Source organism: Mesorhizobium sp. M1409 (assembly GCF_040317535.1).
Taxonomy (GTDB): Bacteria; Pseudomonadota; Alphaproteobacteria; order Rhizobiales; family Rhizobiaceae; genus Mesorhizobium.
The window spans coordinates 65,506-88,426 of record NZ_JAMYKV010000010.1 but is presented as its reverse complement, the minus strand read 5'-3'; the positions used below and the strand labels follow the sequence as shown (position 1 = coordinate 88,426).

Annotated in this window: 19 protein-coding genes and 1 pseudogene; 6 read left to right on the top strand and 14 right to left on the bottom strand. The window is 63.9% G+C overall.

The features are described from left to right. Positions 1-63: 63 nt before the first annotated feature. From NKG99_RS11140 to murA, 7 genes are all read right to left on the bottom strand, one after another. On the bottom strand, positions 64-1,809 hold the full coding sequence (locus NKG99_RS11140; RefSeq protein ID WP_352867250.1) for an ABC transporter ATP-binding protein: 1,746 nt from the start codon (positions 1,807-1,809) through the stop codon (positions 64-66). After that, a complete protein-coding gene (locus NKG99_RS11135) occupies positions 1,806-2,645 on the bottom strand; it encodes an ABC transporter permease (protein WP_352867247.1) in 840 nt (279 codons plus the stop codon). The genes NKG99_RS11140 and NKG99_RS11135 overlap by 4 nt, the downstream gene beginning before the upstream one ends. Beyond that, positions 2,645-3,604 carry an ABC transporter permease gene (locus NKG99_RS11130; RefSeq protein ID WP_352867245.1) on the bottom strand — a complete coding sequence of 320 codons (960 nt, stop codon included), beginning with the start codon at positions 3,602-3,604 and terminating at the stop codon, positions 2,645-2,647. Before NKG99_RS11130 ends, NKG99_RS11135 begins: the two co-directional genes overlap by 1 nt. Before the next feature lie 34 nt (positions 3,605-3,638). Continuing rightward, positions 3,639-5,159: an ABC transporter substrate-binding protein gene (locus NKG99_RS11125; protein ID WP_352867242.1), complete on the bottom strand. Its 1,521-nt coding sequence runs from the start codon at positions 5,157-5,159 to the stop codon at positions 3,639-3,641. Positions 5,160-5,257: 98 nt separating this feature from the next. Next, on the bottom strand, positions 5,258-6,181 hold the full coding sequence (murQ, locus tag NKG99_RS11120; RefSeq protein ID WP_352867393.1) for an N-acetylmuramic acid 6-phosphate etherase: 924 nt from the start codon (positions 6,179-6,181) through the stop codon (positions 5,258-5,260). Between the two features lie 177 nt (positions 6,182-6,358). After that, positions 6,359-7,240 carry a glucosamine kinase nucleotide-binding domain-containing protein gene (locus tag NKG99_RS11115; protein WP_352867239.1) on the bottom strand — a complete coding sequence of 294 codons (882 nt, stop codon included), beginning with the start codon at positions 7,238-7,240 and terminating at the stop codon, positions 6,359-6,361. Continuing rightward, positions 7,237-8,493 (bottom strand): UDP-N-acetylglucosamine 1-carboxyvinyltransferase, encoded by a 1,257-nt coding sequence (gene murA / locus NKG99_RS11110; protein WP_352867236.1) that lies wholly within the window; start codon positions 8,491-8,493, stop codon positions 7,237-7,239. Before murA ends, NKG99_RS11115 begins: the two co-directional genes overlap by 4 nt. Before the next feature lie 180 nt (positions 8,494-8,673). Here murA and NKG99_RS11105 point away from each other — a divergent pair, with 180 nt between their 5' ends. Both NKG99_RS11105 and NKG99_RS11100 read left to right on the top strand, forming a co-directional pair. After that, entirely contained in the window at positions 8,674-9,534 is an 861-nt protein-coding gene (locus tag NKG99_RS11105) for a MurR/RpiR family transcriptional regulator (RefSeq protein WP_352867233.1), read from the top strand. A 154-nt stretch (positions 9,535-9,688) separates the two neighbouring features. Next, complete coding sequence (locus tag NKG99_RS11100) at positions 9,689-10,378, top strand: SDR family NAD(P)-dependent oxidoreductase (RefSeq protein WP_352867230.1); 690 nt, start codon at positions 9,689-9,691, stop codon at positions 10,376-10,378. Between the two features lie 89 nt (positions 10,379-10,467). Here the strand turns inward: NKG99_RS11100 and NKG99_RS11095 are convergent, their stop codons facing one another. After that, entirely contained in the window at positions 10,468-10,833 is a 366-nt protein-coding gene (locus NKG99_RS11095) for a hypothetical protein (RefSeq protein ID WP_352867228.1), read from the bottom strand. Here NKG99_RS11095 and NKG99_RS11090 point away from each other — a divergent pair. Continuing rightward, positions 10,832-10,981 (top strand): hypothetical protein, encoded by a 150-nt coding sequence (locus NKG99_RS11090; protein WP_352867225.1) that lies wholly within the window; start codon positions 10,832-10,834, stop codon positions 10,979-10,981. The genes NKG99_RS11095 and NKG99_RS11090 overlap by 2 nt on opposite strands. Before the next feature lie 51 nt (positions 10,982-11,032). After that, complete coding sequence (locus tag NKG99_RS11085; protein WP_352867222.1) at positions 11,033-11,539, top strand: aspartate/glutamate racemase family protein; 507 nt, start codon at positions 11,033-11,035, stop codon at positions 11,537-11,539. A gap of 13 nt (positions 11,540-11,552) precedes the next feature. Here the strand turns inward: NKG99_RS11085 and fhuB are convergent, their stop codons facing one another. The 6 genes and pseudogenes from fhuB to NKG99_RS11050 form a co-directional block, all read right to left on the bottom strand. Continuing rightward, positions 11,553-13,559: a Fe(3+)-hydroxamate ABC transporter permease FhuB gene (fhuB, locus tag NKG99_RS11080; protein WP_352867219.1), complete on the bottom strand. Its 2,007-nt coding sequence runs from the start codon at positions 13,557-13,559 to the stop codon at positions 11,553-11,555. After that, a pseudogene (locus NKG99_RS11075) lies at positions 13,552-14,428 on the bottom strand (ABC transporter substrate-binding protein). Before NKG99_RS11075 ends, fhuB begins: the two are co-directional and overlap by 8 nt. Before the next feature lie 22 nt (positions 14,429-14,450). After that, positions 14,451-16,640: a TonB-dependent siderophore receptor gene (locus tag NKG99_RS11065; protein WP_352867215.1), complete on the bottom strand. Its 2,190-nt coding sequence runs from the start codon at positions 16,638-16,640 to the stop codon at positions 14,451-14,453. Between the two features lie 136 nt (positions 16,641-16,776). After that, positions 16,777-17,655, bottom strand: coding sequence for a helix-turn-helix domain-containing protein (locus NKG99_RS11060; protein WP_352867212.1), 879 nt, complete (start codon positions 17,653-17,655; stop codon positions 16,777-16,779). A gap of 207 nt (positions 17,656-17,862) precedes the next feature. After that, the gene (locus NKG99_RS11055; RefSeq protein ID WP_352867211.1) at positions 17,863-19,218 is read right to left on the bottom strand and encodes a glutamine synthetase family protein; all 1,356 of its coding nucleotides are present in this window, start codon (positions 19,216-19,218) and stop codon (positions 17,863-17,865) included. A 220-nt stretch (positions 19,219-19,438) separates the two neighbouring features. Next, positions 19,439-20,137 (bottom strand): GntR family transcriptional regulator, encoded by a 699-nt coding sequence (locus tag NKG99_RS11050; RefSeq protein WP_352867209.1) that lies wholly within the window; start codon positions 20,135-20,137, stop codon positions 19,439-19,441. A gap of 458 nt (positions 20,138-20,595) precedes the next feature. Here NKG99_RS11050 and ftsZ point away from each other — a divergent pair, with 458 nt between their 5' ends. Together ftsZ and NKG99_RS11040 are read left to right on the top strand one after the other, a co-directional pair. Then, positions 20,596-21,633, top strand: a complete 1,038-nt coding sequence (gene ftsZ / locus NKG99_RS11045; protein ID WP_352867208.1) for a cell division protein FtsZ — start codon at positions 20,596-20,598, stop codon at positions 21,631-21,633. Between the two features lie 224 nt (positions 21,634-21,857). After that, positions 21,858-22,901: a substrate-binding domain-containing protein gene (locus tag NKG99_RS11040; protein ID WP_352867205.1), complete on the top strand. Its 1,044-nt coding sequence runs from the start codon at positions 21,858-21,860 to the stop codon at positions 22,899-22,901. Positions 22,902-22,921: the final 20 nt, after the last annotated feature.

The window sequence follows — 22,921 nt, the reverse complement described above, 5'->3', positions numbered from 1 at the left end:
ATGCCCGGCAGGGCAGAGGGGGGTGCTGTCCCGCCGACCTCGCGTATTCCAGGGTGCCACCCATCACACCTCCACCCTCGCCATGTGATCCCCGCCAAACTGCTCCCACCTCGCCGGTGCCGGCTCATACCCCTGCGGGCGCACGAGCGAGGGAACCTGGCGCGTGTCGAGCTCGAAATGTTCGTGGCGCCGGTCGATGGTCGGAACGGCGGCGATCAGTTTCTTCGTATAGGAATGCTTCGGCTTCGACAGCACCGAGGTCGCGTCGCCGATCTCGACGATCTGGCCGGCATAGATGACGGCAATGCGATGGGCGATCCGCTCGACGACCGCCATGTCGTGCGAGATGAACAGGTAGGCCAGCCCAAACTCGCGCTGCAGGTCGACCAGAAGCTCCAGCACTTTCGCCTGTACCGAGACATCCAGGGCGGACACGGCTTCGTCGAGAACGACGACGGAAGGGTTGAGCATCAGCGCGCGGGCGATGCACAGCCTTTGCCGCTGGCCACCGGAGAATTCATGGGGATAGCGCTCGAGACTGTTTTTTGGCAGGCCGACGCGTTCCAGCAGGCTCGCCATCCTGGCCCGCGTTCCGGCATCCACCCGGCCGCCGGTCGCGATCACCGGTTCGGCCAGAATGCTCTCGATGCTGAGCCTCGGATTGAGCGAGGCGTAGGGATTCTGGAACACCATCTGCACGGGCAGGGCGCTTTTCGTTGACGCCTTTCTAGCGCCGACCGAGAAGCTGCCGCGTGTCGACCGCACCAGCCCCAGCACCGCGCGCGCGGTCGTCGATTTTCCCGAGCCGCTCTCGCCGACGATGGCCAGCGTCTCGCCTGGCATCAGGTCGAAATCGACGCCGTCGACGGCATGCACGGCGCCCGTGGCGCGGCTGAAGAAATTGCTCCTGAGCGGAAACCGCACCACGAGGCCGTCGACCTTCAAGGCCGGCTCGTGGCTCGCGCCCTTGTCGCGCCGTCCGTCCGAACGCGTCGTGCTGCCATTGGTGAAATGCGGCACGTCCTGCAGCAGATGCTGCGTATACGGATGCCGCGCATTGTCGAGGATCTGGTTCAACTCGCCTTGCTCGACGGCCTGGCCGTTCTGCATCACCATCACCTTGTCGGCGATGCCGGCCACCAGGCCGATGTCGTGCGTGATGAAGATCATCGACATGCCGGTTTCGCGCTTCAGTTCGGCAAGCAGCGCCATGATCTGCGCCTGCACCGTTACGTCGAGTGCCGTCGTCGGCTCGTCGGCGATCAGAAGGCGCGGATTGCAGGCCAGCGCAATGGCGATCATCACCCGCTGCAGCATGCCGCCCGACAGCTGGTTGGGCGTGTATTTCAGCCGCCGCGCGGCATCGGGAATGCGCACGCGGTCGAGCGCATCCTTGGCCGCCGCCGTGGCTTGTCTTCCGGTCAGGCCGCGGTGCAGCCGAAAGGATTCTTCGATCTGCCAGCCGATGGTCAGCACCGGGTTGAGCGAGGTCATCGGCTCCTGAAAGATCATGCCGATCTCGGCACCGCGAATGCCGGTCAATTGCGGTTCGGTTGCGGTCATCAGGTCGAAAAGGCTGCCGTCGGCGCGTTTCAGTTTCATGGCGCCGCCAGTGATGCGGCCGCCGCCGAAATCGATGAGACGGTTGATCGATAATGCCGTGACGGATTTGCCCGAACCGCTTTCGCCGACAATGGCCAGCGTCTCGTCGTCGGCGAGGTCGAAGCTTATGCCGCGCACCACCTCATTGGCTTGCGGATTGCGGCCGAAGCCGACGCGCAGGTCTGATACGGACAGCAGCGGGCTCATGCCGGCACCCTCCGCATCCTCGGGTCGAGTATATCGCGCAAGGCGTCACCAAGCAGGTTGAAGCCGAGGATGCTGATCATGATCGCCAGGCCTGGGAAGATCATCAGCCAGGGCGCGGTCTCCATCAGATTGCGGCTGTCGCTCAGCATCAGGCCGAGCGAGGCCGCCGGCGGCTGCGTGCCAAGGCCAAGAAAGCTCAGACCGGCTTCGGTCAAAAGCGACCATGCTAGCGCCAGCGTCACCTGCACGGTCAACGGCGCCACCAGATTGAGCAGCAGATGGCGCGTCACGATGTAGCTCGAACTGCTGCCGAAGGTGCGCGCGGCGTCGACGAATTCACGTGCCTTGAGCGAAAGCGCAGGGCCGCGCACCACGCGGGTGAAGATCGGCGTGTAGACGATGCCGATGGCAACGACGCTGGTCCAGGTGCCGGGTCCGGCGACGGTGACGATGAGCAGCGCCAGGAGGATCGCCGGGAAGGCGAGCAGCACGTCCATGATCCGCATGACGATGCCGTCCCATCGGCGTCCGAGCCAGGCGGCGGCCAGTCCCAGAACCGTGCCGGCAAGCGTCGCGAAGGCAACGGAGAAGAAGGCGACCGTGAACGACTGGCCGACGCCGGCCATCAGCCGGCTGGCCACGTCGCGGCCGAACAGGTCGGTGCCCATCCAATAGGCGCCGCTGGGCGAATGCAGCCGGTCGACGCGATACTGCGTGATGGGATTGTGCGGCGTCAGCCCCAGCATGCCGAGGATGGCGACCGTGAGATAGACGCCGACGATGACGCCGCCGATGCGGCCGCTGCCATGGCCGAAGATGGCGCGCAGGATGCGCATCAGGACTCTTCCAGCCGGATGCGCGGATCAAGGGCGACATAGGCGAGATCGACCAGGAGATTGACGATCATGAAGTTCAAGGCGATGAACAGCACGCTGCCCTGCACCAGCGCGTAGTCGCGCTGCTGGATCGCATCCAGCACCATGCGACCGAGGCCGGGCAGGGCGTAGATCTGCTCGACGATGACGGCGCCGCCCAGGAGGTAGCCGAACTCGATGCCGCTCAGCGTCACGACAGGGATCAGCGCGTTAGGCAGAGCGTGCCGCCAGATGACGCTGCGCGCCGAGGCGCCCTTGCTGCGCGCGGTCCGCACATAGTCGTCGCTTAACACGTCGAGCATGGCCGAACGCGATATACGGGTGACCGACGCGGCGAAGGCGAAGCCAAGCGTGATGGCGGGCAGGATCAATTGGCTGAGATTGCGCAAGGGATCCTGCCAGAGCGGCGCGAATTCGCCCATCGCCGGCAGCACGCCGAAGCCGGCCGACAGCGTGTAGATGATCAGCAGGCCCAGCACGAAGCTCGGCGTCGACTGGCCGATCATGGCCACGATGCGCACGCCCAGATCGGACAGTTTCTCATTGTGTGTGGCGGCGAAGATCCCGGCCGGCATGCCGACGGCGAGCGCGATGATCATCGAGAGTACGGCCAGTTCGAGCGTCAGCGGAAAGCGCTCGAGAATGACGTCGAGCACGGGCCGGCCATAGGTGACGGAGATGCCGAGATTGCCGTGCAGGATACCTCCTATCCAGCGCCAGTACTGGACGAACCAGGGCTGGTCGATGCCGAAATAGGCGGCGAGCGAATCCCGCTGCGCCGGCGTCAGCAGGCCGGCTTCGGTCCCCAGCATCGCTGTGATCGAATCGCCCGGCACCATCCGGATCGCCACGAAGACCAGGATGGACACGCCAAGCAGGACGAGAGGAAACGTCGCCAGTCGTCGCATCAGATAGTTCACGCGAAGAGTACCTCTCGTCCAATGCCTGCGGCGGCTACTGCTGGATGGTAACCTTGCTCAGGCTGAACAGCGTGCCGGTCGGCGTCGGCACGAACCCGGCGATGTTCTTCTGCTGGGCCGTATAGCTGTAGGACGTGTAGAGCCAGATCCACGGCGACATTTCCGCGAGGTGCTTCTCGAACGCGGCGAAGATCGCCTTGCGTTTTGCCGGATCGGTCTCGGCGCGGCCCTGCTGCATCTGGCTGTCGAGCGTGTCGTCGATGTAGTTCGCCACCTTCTGCAGATTGCCCACCTTGGTCCAGTAGCGGTTGTACATGGTGTAGGGGTCGGCGCGGCCGCCGTTCAAGGCGATCGCCATGTCGAAATCGCCCTTCAGCCAGGCGTCGACATAGACGTTGAGTTCCATCATCTTGATGTCGAGCTTGACGCCGATTTCAGCGAGTTGCGACTGGATGACCTGGGCTTCCGCCGCTGCCGTCGGCGGCTCGCCGGTGGCGCCGATCACCGTCGCGGAAAAGCCGTCGGGAAAGCCGGCCTCTTGCATCAGTTTCTTGGCCTTTTCGACGTCGCGCTTGTAGCAGAACAACTGGCTTGGGTCGGTCGCCAGAGCAGGGATGGTCAGCGGTCCGGTCACCTTGCCTTCGCCGAGCGAAGCGGTATCCAGCACCTCCTGTCGGTCGATGGCGCAGGAGATCGCCTGGCGCACCTTGAGCTCGGTCATCGGTTTGCGCGACGGATTGAGCTGCAGCACGTGGTAGGCGAGCACCGGCACCCGGTTCAGCTGCAGGCTGGGTTCCCTGGGCACCAGCGTGGCGACGAGCGGGTCGTTGAGCAGCGCGAAATCGATCTGCTTGGTGCGCATGGCGGCCAGGATCGCCGCTTCATCGGGAAGCACGCTGATCTCGATGCCGTCGACACCTGTCGCACCCCCGGCCCAATCCTTGTTGGCGCTCAAGACTTCCTTGGCATTGGGGTCCCATTTGTCGAGCTTGAAGGGTCCGGAGCCTAAAGCCTTGGTGCCGATCGAACCGGCCTTGATTTCGCTGGCCGGGGCGATGGCAGCGTTGACGTCGCTCATCGCCGTCAGGATAGGCACATCGGGCTGCGACAGATGAAACACCACGGTTTCAGCATCCGGCGTATCGATGCTGGCGATCGACAGGAAGTTGGCGCGAGCGGCGGCACCCGTCTTCTCGTCGAGGATACGCTCGAACGATGCCTTGACGTCGGCCGAGGTCACGGCGGTGCCGTCCTGGAATTTTGCCTTGGGGTCGAGCTTGAAGGTCAGCTCCTTGCCGTCCTTGGAGAACGCCCAGGAGGTGGCGATTGCAGGGATGATCCGCAGGCTGGCATCGACACGCACCAGCGGCTCATAGATCAGCTCCAAGAGCCGCAGCGACGAAAACGCCGTCTGCTTATGCGGGTCAAGCCCGGTTGCGTCCTGCGACCAGGCCATATGCAGTGTTGCAGCACTCGCCTGCGTTGAGACCGCGGCCACGCCGAGCATCGCGGCCAGCGTAATGCCCGACAGCAGCTTTCTTGTGAGATGAACCATTCTCGTCTCCCATTTTGTTTGAACTCGATGCCTTGCAGTTTCCGCCGACTGCTTCCAAGACACACATGCTTTGGACGATCGGCCCAGTCTATGCGGCTTCACGCGGTCTTGTCGCTGATTGCCTTTCGCAGGAAGCCTCCGGCCTTGCCGAGAGCCGCTCGCGCCTCCTCGACGCCCATGCCGGTGATCGTCACCAGGATCGCCAGCTTCACATCGTTGCCGGTCTGGCCGAGCGCCTGCTTGGCCTGCTGCGCCCCACAGCCAGTCGTCTGCATGACGATCCTGATCGCCCTGGCGACAAGCTTCTTGTTCGACGGGTTAAGGTCGACCATCAGGTTCTGATAGCTCTTGCCGATGCGGATCATCGAGGCGGTGGTCAGCATGTTGAGCACCAGCTTCTGCGCGGTTCCCGACTTCAGCCGGGTCGAGCCGGTGAGCACCTCCGGGCCGACGACCGGCGAGATGGCGATGTCGGCGATGCCGGCAATCGTCGAGGCCGGATTGCAGGACAGGGCAACCGTCGTTGCGCCCACCTGCCGGGCATAGTTCAGCCCGCCGATGACATAGGGCGTGCGTCCGCTGACCGCGATGCCGACCACGACGTCGTCTGATGTGAGGTCAATATCCTGCAATGCCTTGGCGCCCATCTTCGGATCGTCTTCGGCGCCTTCCGTCGACCGCACCAGGGCGTCGGGACCGCCGGCGATCAGGCCGACGACCATGCCTTCGGGCACACCAAAGGTGGGCGGGCATTCCGAGGCGTCGAGAACGCCCAGCCGGCCGCTGGTGCCGGCGCCGATATAGATCAGACGCGCGCCTTGCTGGAAGGCAAGCACGATGCGGTCCACCGCGGCAGCGATTTCAGGCACGACCTTTTCGACAGCCGCCGGGACGGCCCTGTCCTCGTCGTTGATCTTGCGCAGCACGTCGATGGTCGGCAGCAGATCGATGTCCATCGTCCTCGGGTTCCGGCCCTCGGAAACCAGCCGGTCCAGCTCGGACATCAACCCTTGCTCGGTCATCCCAATGCTTTCAAAAACCATGCGGCGCAGCCGGATGAGCATGGCTCGCTGATCGGCCAAACGCACACGGACCAAGGTCCGTGGTCGCTACCCTGTTTTCTCTGTTAACTTTTTAGAATTGGATATTCATATCGTCAACAGAAATTGGGAATATTTTATTCCTTCGCTGACAAGACACTACCGTCCGTCGAGGGGTCTTTTGGCAAGGATGATCGCGCCCGACACCGCGTCGCCGTCGGCGGGCTTCAGGCGACGCCGGACATCGGGGGAGAGCCAGGGCTCGAGCGGGCTGGCGAGGCCGCCGAGCAAGGCCACACGCGGCGCGCCTTTCTCGAACAGCACCCGCACCAGCGTATCGATCTGCTCGGCCGCACTTTGCACGATGCGCCGTCCGACCGGATCGCCCTGGTCGGCGTGGCGCATCACCATCGGCGCCAGCGCGGCATAGTCCGTGGGACTGGCGCGGTCCATCCAGGCGACGGCTTCCATCGGATCGTCCTCGAAACGCTGCATTACCTCGGCCAGAAGTGCCGTCCGCTCATGCCGGCCGTCATGGGCGCGCAACGCCAGCTGCACGGCTTTCAGGCCGAGATCGGCACCGCTGCCTTCGTCGGAGATCGGAAAGCCGTAGCCGCCGACACGCAGGTCGCGGCCCTCCACAAAGCCAAGGCCGATCGAGCCCGTTCCGGCAATGACGATGGCGCCGTCCTGGCCCGAATGCGCGCCGAGGCAGGCGCCGACTCCGTCGCTGACGAAATCGATGCTGGCGAAGGGATGCGAGATTGCCCTGAGGGCTTCCAGCGCGCCCTTGCGGCCGATGCCGGCAAGGCCGATGCCGGCGTGGGTCCGGGCGATCTCCGCAGCCCCGAAACCCGCCTCTTCGACCGCCGTGCCAAACGCCTTCGCGACCGACGCCCAGGCGACGTCTATGCCGAGCCGCGTCGTTGCCGGGCCCGACAGTCCTTGTCCCAGCACGGTTCCATCCGAGTCCTCGATGCGGGCGCGGCAACCGGTACCGCCGCCGTCGACGCCGAGGAAATAATCCGCGCCGCTGCTCATGTGCTCAGCCGCTCGATGTCGGCGCCGCACAGGCGCAGCTTGCGGTCCAGCTGTTCATAACCACGATCGAGGTGATAGACCCGGTTGATGGTGGTTTCGCCTTCGCAAACAAGCGCCGCCAGCCCCAGCGACACCGATGCGCGCAGATCGGTGGCCATCACCTGCGCGCCATGCAGTTTCTCGCCGCCGCGCACCAGCGCCGTGGTGCCTTGCAGCTTGATGTTGGCGCCAAGCCGCATCAGTTCGGGAACATGCATGAAGCGGTTCTCGAAGATGGTTTCACGCAGCAGCGAAGCACCGTCGGCGCAGCACATCAGCGCCATGAACTGCGCCTGGAGGTCGGTCGGAAACCCCGGATAGGGTTCCGTGGTGAGATCGACAGCCTTGAGCGGCCTATCGCGCGAGACGATAAGCCCGCGGTCGCCAGGCCAGACGCTGACGCCGGTGGCCTCGAGCAATTGCACCACCGAGGCCATATGCTCGAGCCGGGCATGGGTCAGTTCGAGCTGGCCGCCGGTGATCGCAGCCGCGATGGCATAGGTGCCGGCCTCGATCCGGTCCGGGATGATGTCGTGCCTGGCCGCATGCCAAATCGTGTCGCCGGCAATCAGGATGCGGTGCGTACCGGCGCCTTCGATGCTGGCGCCCATGGCGTTGAGGCAAGCGGCGAGATCAGCCACTTCGGGTTCGCGCGCCGCGTTGAGGATCTCGGTTTCTCCCTTGGCCGTGGTCGCGGCCATCATGGCGGTTTCCGTTGCCCCAACCGATGGCGAGCTCAAGACGATGCGCGTGCCGGTCAGCCCGTTCGGGGCAGAGGCGACGATCGAGCCGTTCTCGATGGCGATCTTGGCGCCCAGCGCGGCGAGTGCCGCGACATGCATGTCGACCGGCCGCGCGCCGATCGCGCAGCCGCCCGGCAGCGAAACCCGGGCATGGCCGAACCGGCCCAGCAGCGGCGCCAGGACGAGCACCGTCGCCCGCATCTTCCTGACCGTATCGTAGGACGTCTCCTTGGAAACGGCGGCACTGGTGTCGATCGTCGCGGCATGCGCCGATCGTGTCACTTCGGCGCCATGAAGCCGCACCACGCCGAGCATGTTTTCGACATCGGTCACATCAGGCAGATTGGTCAGTTCGAGCGGGTAGGGGCTGAGCAGCGCCGCCGCTATCTGCGGCAAGGCGGCGTTCTTGGCGCCGGATATGGTGACCGCGCCTTCCAATCTTTGTCCGCCGACGATCCGCAATCTGTCCATGGGCTGAAACCTTGTGCGACGAAAGCCGGCCATACTCGGGCGGCTTTCTCCGGAGATACTGCTCCGAATCCCGGATGTTGGCTCGGCCCAGTTCGAGAATTAATTCTACGTTCTTGGCTGTCAATCGGAATTGGAATATTTTATTCCTTGAGCCGGCACCTGAAAGCGCGAGGAAATCCCGTGTCCGTCCTGAACAGGATCAATGTGAAGCTCGACGGCATGGCGCCCGGCGATCGTGAGATCGGCCGGTACATCGTCGACAATCCCGACCAGATGCTGCGCCTGTCGACGGCCGCCCTCGCGGCCGAGATCGGACGCAGCCAGTCGAGCGTCGTCAAGTTCAGCCAGAAGCTCGGCTATGCCAGCTATCAGGAGCTCAAGCTCGCCGTCAGCGAGGCCAAGGCGCGGGAGTGGCAGGTGCCGGCCGGCATGATCCACGGGTCGATCGAGGTCGGCGACAACCATGAGGTCATTTTGAAGAAGCTGATCGGCAGCAAGCTCCTGTCGATGCAGCGGACGATCGCCGCCAACAGCGAGCGCATCATCTCCAGGACGTTGGAATTGCTGGATGGCGCGCGCCGCATCCATCTGGTCGGCGTCGGCGCTTCCTCGCTGGTGGCGCGCGATTTCTCCTACAAGCTGATGAAGCTCGGCCGCAATGTCATGCATGACAGCGACAGCCACATCCAGATGGCCAATGTCTCGACGCTCGGGCCTGATGACGTACTGTTCGCACTCTCCTATTCCGGCGCCAGCATCGAAACCTTGCGCATCGCCGAGCTGGCCCGCAAGCGCGGCACGATGGTGATCGCCGTCACCGGCCTGCACGACAATCCGCTGAGCCGGGTCGCCGACATCCGCCTCTACACCATCGCCGACGAGGAGCGTGCGCGCTCCTCCTCCATCACCGCGCGCGACGCACAGCTGACGCTGACGGACCTGTTGTTCATCCTGCTGGTACAGAAGCAGCCGGACGCCAACGAGTATGTCCACAACAGTGAAGCGGCGGTTTCGGTGCTGAAGGCGGAACGGCCTTCGTAACGCCATAGACGATACCGGACCGCGCAACGCCGGTCCTGCGGCCGTCTGGCGCAACAGCTGCAGCAATGCCATCTCTTGCCTGTCACCCGCAAAGGCGCGACCCTGCCTGATCAGGCGAAACGCATCCGCCGAAATCCGCAGGGAGAGAAAAATCATGACATCCGATGTGGCCGTCATTGCAGGCGCCGGCGCTGGTCTGAGCGCTTCGCTTGCGCGCCTTCTCACCCGGGAAGGCTTTCGCGTGGTTCTGGCCGCCCGCAACGTGGAGAAGCTGAGCGCTCTGGTCGACGAGACCGGTGCGCTGGCCGTCGAGACGGATGTCGCCGACGCTGCGTCCGTCGCCAAGCTGTTCGACGCCGCCGACAAGGCCGGCCCGCTGGCGCTCGTGGTTTTCAATGCCAGCGCGCGCACGCGCGGCCCAATCGCCGAACTCGATGCCGAAGCGGTCAAACAGGCATTGCTGGTCGGCGCCTATGGCGGCTTCCTGGTCGGCCAGCAGGCGGCGCGCCGGCTGTTGGTCCGGGGTTCCGGATCGATCCTGTTCACCGGCGCCACAGCCAGTGTGAAGGGATTTCCCGGCTCGGCAGGCTTTGCCATGCCGAAATTCGGCCTGCGCGGCCTGGCGCAGTCCATGGCCCGCGAACTCGCCCCGAAGAACATCCACGTCGCCCACTTCATCATCGACGGGGTGATCGAGCCGCCCGGTCAGGCAGCCGATCCCGACCGGCCGGACCGCCGCCTGTCGCCGGACGCCATCGCCGAGGCTTATCTCGCGACCCATCGCCAGCATCGCAGCGCCTGGAGCTCGGAGCTCGAGCTGCGGCCCTGGGTCGAGACGTTTTGACGATTCAGCGGATCGCCCAGGGGAAGCAACGCAATCCTTCCGTACTTCTATACATCAGGAGACGCTCATATTTCGCGATGCTATGCTGTCTATCCAATACACAAAAAAGGCACTATGTAATATATACGTTTGTTTAACTTCGGTTGTGCATGTTGCAAACTTCCCTTCGAGGCGGCGTTCGCCCTGTTCGTCGCGATGGATGCGGCCGTGGACACGTTCATGATGCTGGCCAGCGTCTGCACCGTCGCGGCGAGTACGGCAATGATCGCTCCCAGCCACAGGGAGGCGACGCAACCTGAAACCGTCTCGGGACAGCTCGAACCCGAGCCCGTCGGATGATCGACGACAGCATCCGTCCCCAGCTCGGCATTATCGGCGGCCTCGGGCCGCTTGCATCGGCTGACTTCTACTTCAAGCTGACCCGAATGACCCAGGCGTTCCGGGACAACGAACATGTGCCTACCTCAGCTGCCCGACAGGACCGAGGCCATCCTTGCCGGTCATGACGGCCCGCTGGCGCCTTTGAAAGCCGCGGTCTCGACGCTCAATACGCTCGGCGTCGCCTGCATCGCGGTGCCGTGCAACACCGCCCATCATTGGTAAGACCAACTGGCGACGAATTCGCACGCGGAGATCATCCATATCGGCGATGCAGTGGTGGCGGAAACGCGTCGTAGCTTGGACCGAGGCCGGGTTGCGATTCTCGCCACCCAGGGCACGTTGGTCTCCGGCTTCTATCGGGACAGGATGTCGGCGGCGGGATTTGAGCTCTCCCTTCCCGCGAACACCGAGTTCCAGGAGGGCGTCGACTGCGCGATCAGCCTCGTCAAGGCTGGTTCGATCGCGGATGCGGCGGTCGAAACCGAGCGTGCGCTCGACATCGCGCAAGCGGCTGGCGCTGATGCCGCCCTCCTCGGCTGCACCGAACTGTCGGTGGTGGCCGCCAGCCTCGCCGATGTGAATGGATTGGTCGTCATCGACAGCAATGCGGCCTTGGCGCGAGCCTGTCTGACCCGATTGGGTTTCGGTGCGCAAGAAGCCCGAGGCCTGCCGACAGTATCGCGGCCGCGGGGACATGACCGATCGATACGCGCCAGCTCGGTCGCACTGGCCCAGCCGTATGAAGCGGCGGTCTTGCTGCTGAAGGCCGAGCGGTGCTGATAGTTCGAGACTGTCAGCCTTGGCGCGGCACGCCCCTGGCAAGCAGGTAGACGAGATACGGTCCGCCGAGCAGCGAGGCGAACAGGCCGGCCGGCAGTTCGTAGGGAAAGGCCGCCATGCGCGACAGCCAGTCCGATACGATCATCAGCAAGGCGCCCAAAAGCATTGCGCCAGCAAGGTGGACGCGTGCGCGGGAAAATCCCACCAGCCGCGCAAGGTGCGGCGCGATCAGGCCGACGAAGCTCAATGGGCCAACGACCATGGCGGCGAGCGCTGTCAGCATCGCGGCGACAATGATCAACGTCAGCCGTCCGCCGGCGACCGGAATGCCCAGCCCGCGCGCGCTGTCGGGTCCGAGCGGCAGGATGTCGAGCCAGCGGGCGGCGAGAAAAAGCGGCAGCGTCAGCGGCAACAGACAGGCGAGTGCTAGTCCTGCATCCAGGGCGGTTGCCTGGCCGGTCGAGCCGCTCAGCCAGCGCAGCAGGAGATAGGACTGCGCGTTGCCCATGGCGATCGTCGCGGTGATCGCCGCACTGCACAGCGCACTCATGGCGATGCCGGCAAGCAGCAACCGCTCGGCGCCGAATTTTGCTCGTGCGGCAAGGGCGAGCATGGCAATCAACGCCGCCAGTGAGCCCAAGGCGGAGCCGGCGAGTTGCCAGCCGAGATCGGCCGTGGCGCTGACCATCAGCACGGCGGTCAGCCCGGCACCGGCACCGGTGCCGACGCCAAGCACTTCGGGGCTCGCCAACGGGTAGCCGGTGACCCGCTGGATGACGACGCCGGCTGCCGCCAGCATGGCGCCGGCGGCTGCCGCCACGCCGATCCGTGGCGCGCGCCAGGCGGCGAGGTCGCTCAGCACGTCGCCGCTGGCGACCGACCAGCCCATCGGGCCACGCCCAACGATGAGCGCCACGGCGGCGGCGACAAGTGTCACCGCAAGCAGCAGCAGAATAATGAGCCAGGGTCGGCTGGCCTTGCGCGGTGCAGTGCCATTGGCCACGAGTTGCGGCCATTCGAACAGGCGCAGCCTGGGCAACAGCCACAGCAGCAGCGGGCCGCCTAGAAGTGCGGTGCCGGCACCCGTCGGAATGCGCTCTCCGCCGGAACCGGCGGCGAGCTGCACCAGCCCGTCCGTCAGCCACAGCAGCACGGCGCCGATCAGCGGCGCGGCGATCAGCTTTTGCCGCAAGGTGCGTGCGCCGGAAAGCGAGGCCAGCGCCGGCGCGGCAAGGCCAATGAAACCGATGACGCCAACCTTGGCCGCGACAGTCGTCGCCATCCACACGGCAAGCGCGATGATGAGAAAGCGGCTTGAATGACGGGCGACGCCCAAGCCGCGCGCGGAGGCGTCGTCGAGGCCAAGGACGGTCAGCGGCCGCAGCAGCATCAGCGCCGCAACGGCGCCGGCCGCCAGCCGAACCGTCAGCGCGATGGTCGGCCCCCAATCCTGCTGGACCAGCGAACCACCGCCCCAGATGAACAGCGAGAACAGATACTCGCCATTGGCGAGGATCAGGGCGGCACTGACGGAACTCGCGGTCAGCGCCACCATCATGCCGGCGAGCACGACGGACACCGGCTCCAACCCGCGCCGCCAGGTCAGCGCCAGCACCAGCAGCACTGCCGTGGTGCCACCAGCAAAGGCGACCAGTCCCTGCGCTCGCTCCATCAGAAATGGCGCGTATAGCGAGGCGATCGTCATGGCCAGTTGCGCGCCGGCCGAAATGCCGAGCGTCGATGGCTCGGCCAGCGGATTGCGCAGCACATGCTGCAAGAGCAGGCCAGACAAGCCGAGCACAGCACCCGCCAGCACGGCCACCGCGGCGCGCGGCAGTGTGCTGTAGAGCAGGATGACACGATCGAGGTCAATGCCGTCGCCGGGCAGTGCGACCGGCCACTGCATGCCGACCCGCCATGCAAACAGAAGTGTTGCCATCGCCGCCAGGAAGCTCCACAGGGCGATTGGCGACAGTGTGACCCCAGATATGGCGCGACGATCGATTGGACGCTCAGCCATGGGTCCGTCCAGCAAGTGCCGCCATGGCCAGCCGTGCGAAGCGGCGTGCGGATGGGAGGCAGCCGAAATGGTTGACCGGCTTCAGCACCGCGGCGCGGTTCGCGCGCACGGCCGGCAGGGCGTTCCACAAGGCGTTTGTCGGAAGCGAGCGCCCAACATCGGCCGGCAGCGGCGAGACGATCAGGATCGATGCCTCGGGCACGCGCGCCAGCGCCTCCAGCCCGACTGGCGCTGCCGCACTGTAGCTTGTCTCGTCGGTCCATGCATTGACCAGGCCGAGACGCGTGAGCACATCGCCGAACATGGAATCGCGGCCGAAAGCGCGGAAATGCCTGCTATCACCAAGGCTGATGACGAAGACCGGTCGCCCGGAGGACGCCGGCAAGGTGACGCGAAGCCGCGCGATTTCCTCAGCCGTATCATCCACGTAGCGCTTCGCCTCGGCCTGCGGTCCAAGCTTTTCGCCCAGGGCCAGCGTCGCTGCCTCGGCGAGCGCATAGGGCGGCATACCGGCCTCATAGATCGTCCGCGCAAACACCGGCGCGATGCGCTCGAGCATCGGGCGCTGGTATTCGTAGAAATTGGAGATGACGATGAGATCCGGTGCGACGATGCGCAGCAGCTCGTAATTGGGCGCGCCGCGCAGTCCGGTCGATCACCGGTTGGGGGATGGCCGGCTCGACCGCGATCTTGCGGAACTGGATCAGTTCGGTCGCCGCCACCGGCTCGATGCCAAGCGCCGGCAAGGTCTCCAGCATACCCCAGTCGATCGCGGCAACACGTATTGCCGCAGCTCTGGCGGCGACGGGTGGCAGCAAAGCTGTGGCCGCCAGCGCAAGCACCTGCCGTCTGTTGGGCAGGTGGATCATCGCTGGCGGATTTGGCCCATGGCTACCAAGTCGTATGCGCCTTAAGCTTGAACGAACGGCCTTCACCATAGGAACAGGTCAGCATCGTCTGGCAGCTCGACACATAGATCTTGTCGAAGAGGTTGGTGATGTTGAGATCGATACCCCAGTTCTCCTTTTCGTAGCCGAGCTTCAGATCGGCCAGCGTAACCGCAGGCACCTTCGCAGTGTTGGCATCGTCTGCCCATGAGGAGCCGAGATACCGCAAACCTCCGCCGATCGAGATGCCGTCGTACCAGCCGCCGCGGAACGTGTAGTCGACCGAGGCGGAGGCCATAACCTCGGGTACGATGAAGGGCGTCTTGCCGATGAGTGCCGGGTTGGCGTCCTTGGTGATGTCTATGTCGTAGGCTGTGAATGCACCCGTGACCCGGAAATCGTCGGTCACGTTCACCTTGCCTTCGAGTTCAACACCGCGCGAGCGCACTTCGCCGGTCTGCATCTGCGTGAAGAGAGTAACATTTGAAGGGACGTTCTGACGCGTCAGGTCAAACAGCGACAGGGTGAACAGGCCATCGACAAAGGTCGGTGCGTATTTCACGCCGACTTCATATTGCGTGCCTTCCTCGGGCTTGAACAGATTGCCGTTGGCGTCGGTGCCGATGATCGGATTGAAGAAAGTGGCGATGCTGGCATAGGGGGTTACGCCGTTGGCGAATTCATAGGCCAGGCCGGCGCGCCCGGAGAAGTCTCCGACGGTGCTGCTCTGCGAGCTGGAACTCGCTGAGTAGTATGTCGGGCCGTTGTCGGCGTCGAGCCAGCCACGATCGTAGCGGCCGTTCAACGTCACCAGCCAGCCATCGCCGAAGCGCAGCTGGTCCTGCGCATAGAAGCCAAGCTGCTTCTGCGTCAGGTTCTGGTTGAGGTAGCTGACGCGTGGGGTCAGCGGTGAGCCGTACACCGGATGGAAGGCGTCAATGGGGTTGTCATAGTTGGGATCGTAGAGGCCAGAGGACTGTACCTGGTCGATGTTGTAATATTTGAAATCGACGCCAGCCAGGATCGTATGTTCGATCGGGCCGGTCACCACCTTGCCTTCGACCTGGTTGTCTACAAGGAAGGTCTTGGCCGTGGTGTCATGGTCGAAATTTATCCGGGCTAGATCGGTAGGCCCTCCGACGAGTGACCAGCCGTTCGGATAGACGCTGACCTCATTGATATCGGCAGCGGTGAAGCGGGCGTTGGAGCGAACGGTCCAGTCATTGTCGAACTCGTGCTCGAACTCATAGCCAATGGAGCCCTGTTCGCGCTTGTAGAGGTCAATGCTGGGCTCCGTGAAATTCGCATCCGGGTCGATGCGGCCGTAGTTCACACCGCCAACAACGTGATCGATCACGGTGCCATCATAGGGCAGGAAGCTGCCGCCATTGTGGTTCTCGTCGATGTGGCTGTAGTTGGCCAGAATGGTCAGCGTGGTTGCTTCGTCCGGCTTCCAGGTGATGCTTGGCGAGATGAAGCCGCGCCAGCCGTTCTGCAGGTCGCTGTAGGTGTCGCCGCCGGCGACCTTGCCCGTCATGCGATAGCTGACCGTGCCATTGTTGGCGACGTCGCCGATGTCGAAGCCGAGATAGACATTGCCGGCGTCATTGATGCCGGTTTCGACATAGCGCTTGCGTTCGAACTCCGGCCGCTTGCTGACATAGTTCACCAGACCGCCGGGATTGCTGCCGCCATAGAGCACCGACGCAGGGCCCTTCATCACTTCGATACGCTCAAGCCCGAAGCTGTCGACATAGAAGCCGCCGAAGCCGTAGCTGAAGAGCTGCAGCCCATCCATATAGGTGCCGGTGGCTGTCGCCTGGAAACCGCGGATGAACAGCCAGTTGGTGTCGCTGTCCGGGCCGAAGGGCTGCGCGAAGACGCCGGCGGTGTAGCGTAGTGCTTCGTCGGCTTTCTGCGCGCCCTGGTCGTCGATCTCCTGCCGGCCGGCCACCGAGATGGATTGCGGGATGTCCTTGATCTCGATCGCCGTCTTGGAGCCGGTCTTGGTCTTCTTGGCAACGACACCCTTGACCGGTCCAGTCGCGCTGTCGCCGGCTTCGCCCTCGACCACAACCGGTTCAAGCTGGGTGCTGGTTTGCACAGCCTGCGCGAACGCGGCCATCGTCGGGAACATCGCGGCTGCGGCGACACTGGCCGCCAGAAGCGCTTTCACCCGGTAAATTTTGCTCATTAGGAAGGTTCCCGCCTGTCGATATTGAGATACATGATCATTTATCTCAACTTATCTGCGGGTCATTGGATGGAATTGGGCGGTTTGTCCGTTCTTGTCCAAACGAGGGACATCGCGACGCCATGTTGCGGAAATGTCACTGGGCGTTCTTCGCCCATGCGCCGGGCGTCACTCCAACGACCGACTTGAACACGCGTGTCAGATGCGCCTGGTCAAAAAAGCCGGTCGCCTCGGCGATGTCGCCGAGGGATGCGGCGTCACGCGCCATCATCGCCTTCGCCCTGTCGACTCGAGCCTGCATCTGCCAGCGATGCGGCGGCACGCCGGTCGCAGCCTTGAAGGCGTGGCTCATCGCGGTTTCGGACAGGCCGGTCAATGCTGCGAGGTCGGAGAGGCGGATCCTGTCCAGGCAATGCGCATCGATGTAATCCGTGACCAGCCGTAGCTTGCGGCGCGACAGCGGCGACCGACGCCTGGCGGCGCTCGGCTTGTCGATCTGGAACAGGCTTGCAAACAGGGCGTTGAGCAGGCCCTCGCCATAGAGGTCATGCAGAGGCTGGTCGCTGCCGCACTCGGCGGCGATCAGGCTGGCAAGCATGGCGACGCGGTCGTCGCGAAACTGGAAACGCGACATCTGCAAGGCTTCAAGGTCGAGGCTGCGGCCGAAGCGGCGCATCAGCGTCGCCGCCTCGAAATGCAGGTCGAGATGCCGGATCCGCCGCAGTCCCTCGACCCGGCCGCGGATTGGCACGCCGGCCGGTATGTAGGCCATGGAGAAGGCCTTGTCGTGGCGGCGCAATTCGCCCTTGGCGCCTTCGACGAAGAAGGCGCCGTCGCCGTCCACATCGAGCGCAACGAACAGCCGGGGGTCGGGAGAGACATAATAGCCTTCGGCCCTGTTGCCGCATGAAACATCCCAGAGGTCAGCGACCACGCCATCCCAGACATGCCATTTCAGGTCGCCGATGACGGCAAAACCCTGAATGCGGCTCTCCATGCGCGGGACGAAGCTCAAACCCTGTTTCCTCGTGGTGTCGATCGTCCCGCAACATATATTCATGATGAAAATTATCAAGTTTTATATCATGTCAAACCGGCCCGCTTTGCCACGGCAGGCGGCCGGAAGAAACGATGGGGTGCCGTGGCTCCAGTGCGTGATGTGGTCGGAACTGTTTTGCGGCCCGACCATCGCCCTGTTGGCGATGATCAGGCGCCGGTTGGCCTAAACGCTTTCGAGATAGGTCTCGATCTCGAAATCGCTGACATTGAGCGCGAACGTGTTCAACTCCTGGCGTTTGCAGGCAACGAAGGAGTCGCGCAGGATCGCCGGAAAGATCTCCGCCACATGCGCCCCGCTTTCAAAGGCGGCGATCGCCGACGCCCAGTCCGGCGGCAGCTTTGCTGGGGGAAGTCCCTGGCCGTCACTGCGGATCGGATCGCCTGGCGATATTTGTCTTTCAATGCCCGTCAGTGCGGCGCCCAGTATGGCGGCAAGCACCAGGTAGGGATTGGCGTCCGCTCCCGAAACGCGATGCTCGATACGGCGCGCACCGCTCGGTCCGCCAGGAATGCGGATCGCCACCATGCGGTTCTCATAACCCCAGGCGACGGCGGTCGGCGCATAGGATCGTGGGCGTAGCCTGCGGTATGAATTGAAGTGTGGTGCGAACACCAGCGTGCTCTCGGCCATCGCCGCAAGCAGGCCGCCGACCGCATGGCGCATGATCTCCGAGCCCTGGTCGGTGCCGTCGTCGAAGACATTGCGTCCTTCGCCGTCGATCAGGCTGAAATGGACGTGAAAGCCGTTGCCGGCCCGGTCGCCATACGGCTTGGCCATGAAGCAGGCGGCAAAGCCGTGCTTGCGGGCAATGCCCTTCACCGTGCGCTTGAACAGCACCGCATCGTCGGCAGCCCGCAAGGCGTCCGCGACATGGTTCAGATTGATCTCGAACTGACCGACACCGTTCTCGGCGATGGCCGTGTCGACGGGAATGCCTTGCGTCCGGCAAGCCTCGTAGACGTCATGGATGAAGGATTCGAAGTCGTCGATCTCGTCGATCGACAGCGCCGCGTCGGAATCGAGACGGCGCCCGGTCACCGGCGAGACAGGTCCGACCGGCCGCTGCGATTGCGGATCGACGAGGTAGAATTCGAGTTCCGTTGCCGCGACCGGTGTCAGGCCCAAAGCCTTGTAGCGATCGAGGATTCGGGCCAGCGCCCGTCGCGGGTCGCCGAGATAGGGCGCGCCGGTTTCGTCGGCAAGCCAGAGAGGGATGAGCGCCGTCGGATGCGCCGTCCAAGCGACCGGCAGAATGCCGCGCCCCGTCCATTGGCACAGTCCATCGGCATCGCCGGTCGAGAACACCAGGGTGTTGCCTTCGATATCCTCGCCCCAGATGTCGAGCCCGATCAGCGAATAAGGCATGCGCAGCTTGCCTTCCAGCGCCTTCCTTGCCTGCTCGACCGGAATGCGCTTGCCACGCATGATGCCGTTGAGGTCGCACACCGCCGCCCTCAGACTCTGGATGTCGGTCCTGCTTTCAAGCCAGTTCAAAACGTCCGCAATTGCATCGCTCAATTTATAACCTCTGGTTTTTGAAGGTGCCGCAGCCTCATCGGCTGCACTGTCCCTGGTAAAGATAGCTTGTGAGTTTTGGAAAACAGACCTGGCTGCCGCCAAGGGCTTTTTCCTTATTTTTTCAATTCACTAGCTGGGATGTCGGGAGGCATTTCAAAACCAATTGCGCGATCTGCGATCGCAACATAGAGGTAAGAGGGCGGAAAGCCAAGGGGCGACTTCAGGTTCTGATTTCCGGAAATCTGGCCTGCTGCAGGATGTGCGCGGCGCCTTCATCGATGTCACGCACGATGGCCGCGCGCGCTCGCTCGCCATCCTGGGCCTCGATCGCCGCGACGACTTCCTCGTGATGGTCGATGTCAAGAATGGAGGCGAGGTCATCCTCGAAGCCCATGGCAAGGTTCCTGAGAAACGGGCCGACCTGCATCCATACGGTCTCGATCAGGAAGATCATCTGCTCGTTGCCGCAATGGCGATAGATCGAGAATTTGAAGTCGTGGTTCTTGCGCAGGTAATCGTCGATATCGCCCTTGCGCGCCGCCAGGGTCAGGTCGGTGCAGTGGCGTCGGATCGCCCGCAGATTGTTGCCGTTGATGCGTTTTGTCGCAAGCTCGGTCGCCGAGCCTTCGAGGATCGTGCGCACGGCGGTCAGCTGTGAAAACCGTTCGGCCGAAATGACCGGCACTTCGACGCTGCCGTTCGGCATGGGGCTGAGCGCCCGCAGTGCCTGAAGCCGCATGAAGGCGCTGCGCACCGGCATGTCGCTGGTGCCGAGTGCCTTGGCGAGCTTGCGTGAAGTCAGCTTCTGGCCCGGCGTGAACTGGCCCGACATCAGCGCCCGCACGAGTTCCAGATAGACTTTCTCATGCAAGGGAACGGTGTCGACGGCGGTCAACCCGAATTGTGTTTTGTCGGCCATTGGCGGGGGCGCTGCTTCATTCGTTCTGAAATCTACCCTGACGACAACAGCCGCGGATAATCCTGCCTGGCCGATCGCGGCGAGAACGCCAAGTCAGCGATTTATCGACGCATGATAGACGCTTCGATCGTTGCGGCAAGCCGGCTCGTCACCCTGCCGGCCATTGCAGCCAGCAAACTTTTCCAGACACGGTCGCGGTTCTTCCGGCGCTATCGCAACCGCATCGGGATTCGGTCTGGTGTATCGCGCCGGCTCTCGAACACCTCCACGATTCCACTGTGCAAAACCGTCATCACAAATCTTGACCTTGCGCGCACTTGCACCTCTGGCCGCTCTCTGGCTTTTTGGGGTACCTATGCGAACGGACTGATTCGCGTCATGCCGCTCGATTGCAATGTTCCCAAGGCAGTCCGAGGGTGGGTCGTGAAGCGCGCGCAATTGGCGAAGGAGAAACAGGCATGGCCGAGTTCAAGAAGCCCGAAATCTCCGAGATGAGACCCAAGATCACCGTCATCGGCATTGGCGGCGGCGGCGGCAATGCCGTCAACAACATGATCGCGGAGCAGCTTCAGGGCACGGAATTCATCGCCGCCAACACCGACGCCCAGGCATTGACCATGTCGAAGGCAACGCGGCTGATCCAGCTTGGCTCTCATGTCACCGAGGGATTGGGCGCCGGATCGCTTCCCGAGATCGGCCGGGCCGCGGCCGAGGAATCGCTCGACGAGATCATGGATCATCTGGCCGGCACGCATATGTGCTTCGTAACCGCCGGAATGGGCGGCGGCACCGGAACCGGTGCTGCTCCCATCATCGCCCAGGCGGCGCGCAAGGCCGGCATCCTGACGGTGGGTGTCGTCACCAAGCCGTTCACCTTCGAAGGCCGGCGCCGCATGCAGATGGCCGAAGAGGGCATCGAGCGGCTGCGCGAGAGCGCCGACACGGTGATCGTCATCCCGAACCAGAACCTGTTCAGGATCGCCGATGCCAAGACCACCTTCGCCGATGCGTTCGTCATCGCCGACCGGGTGCTCTATGCCGGCGTCAGCTGCATCACGGATCTCATCGTCAAGGAAGGCCTGATCAATCTCGACTTCGCCGATGTCAAATCGGTGATGCGCGACATGGGCCGCGCCATGATGGGCACCGGCGAGGCCTCCGGTGAGGGCCGGGCGATGAAGGCGGCGGAAGCCGCGATCGCCAACCCCCTGCTCGACGAAGTGTCGATGAAGGGCGCCAAGGGTGTCCTAGTCTCGATATCGGGCGGCAGGGACATGACCCTGTTCGAGGTCGACGAGGCCGCTACTCGTATCCGCGAAGAGGTCTACGAGGACGCCGACATCATCGTCGGCGCGATCTTCGACAAGAGCATGGAAGGCCGCTTCAGGGTCTCGGTGGTGGCGACAGGCCTCGACCGTGCTTCTGGAGCTGAGGATGGCGATGCCGGCATCGCCCGGGACCATGCCGGCCAGCCGCCGGCGCGAACGCTTCAGTAGGATCCGCCGCTCGGAGTGCGGAGCGATAGTAGCACCGCACGGAGGCCTGGGCTGGCCGCATGGTGGCCGCTGCCAAGCTTCATCTCGATTGCAACTTGACCGAAACTGCACCGCAGGGTGGAAGGCAGGCTAGCCTCGGATCAATCCAAGGGCCAGAAATTTAAAACGTTTGCAATTTTGCGAAAGACAATTACAAACGTTTCAAACTTGTTCGAGGAGGAGCGATGACGACCCGCGTCATTACGCTCAAGGAGCTTGCCGCAGGCCTCGACCTGTCGATCACGACGGTGTCGCGGGCGCTTGCCGGCCATGAACAGATCGCGCTGAAGACGCGCGAGCGTGTCGCGCAAGCGGCACGTCAGGCTGGCTACGTGCCCAACACCGCGGCGCGCACGCTTGTCTCCGGCCGCAGTGGTTTCGTCGGCCTCGTACTACCGATCCGCGGGCCGAACCTTGTCGATTCTTTCCTTGGCGAATTCGTCACCGGGCTCGGCGAAGGGCTGGTGTCGCACGGCGCCGACCTGATCCTGGCCACCGCGGCCTTCGGCCATTCGGAACTGTCGGTGCTGCGCCATGTCGTCGAATCCGGGCGGGCCGATGGCGTTGTCGTCACGCGTATCGCCGAGGTTGACGAGCGGCTCGCCTATCTGCGCGAGCGTGGCTTTCCATTCGTTGCCCACGGCCGGCTTCTCGACAGCGAGTTCGGCTACAACTGGCTCGATACCGACGGCGCGCACGCCTTCGGCGAGGCTTTCGACATGCTCTACGATCTCGGCCACCGCCATTTCGGCCTGGTGACGATTTCCGAGCTGATGACCTTCCGGCATCTGCGGCAAGACGGCCTTGCCGCAGCCATTGCCCGTCGGGGCGATCCGTCGGTGCGGCTCGACGTGGCGACGGCGCCGCGCTTTGACCATGAGGCGCGCATCCAGGCCGTCAACCGCATGCTGCAGCGGCCTGACAGGCCGACCGCCATCGTCGCTCTGTTCGATGAACTGGCTCTGACCGTGATGGAGGAGGCGGCCCGCGCGGGCCTCGGCGTGCCGCGCGACCTCTCCGTCATCGGTTTCGACAACATTGCCGCTTCGGGCTACGCGCCACCGGGCCTGACCACGTTCGATGCCTCGATCCGCCAATGCGCGCGCGAGATCGCCGACATGCTGCTCACCGTGATCGCCGAGAAGCCCGCCGAGCCGCTGACGCGGCTGATCCGGCCGACGCTGGTTGCGCGTGCAAGCCATGGACCCGCACCGCGGACAACAAGCTGACGCCGAAATGATGGCGCCTA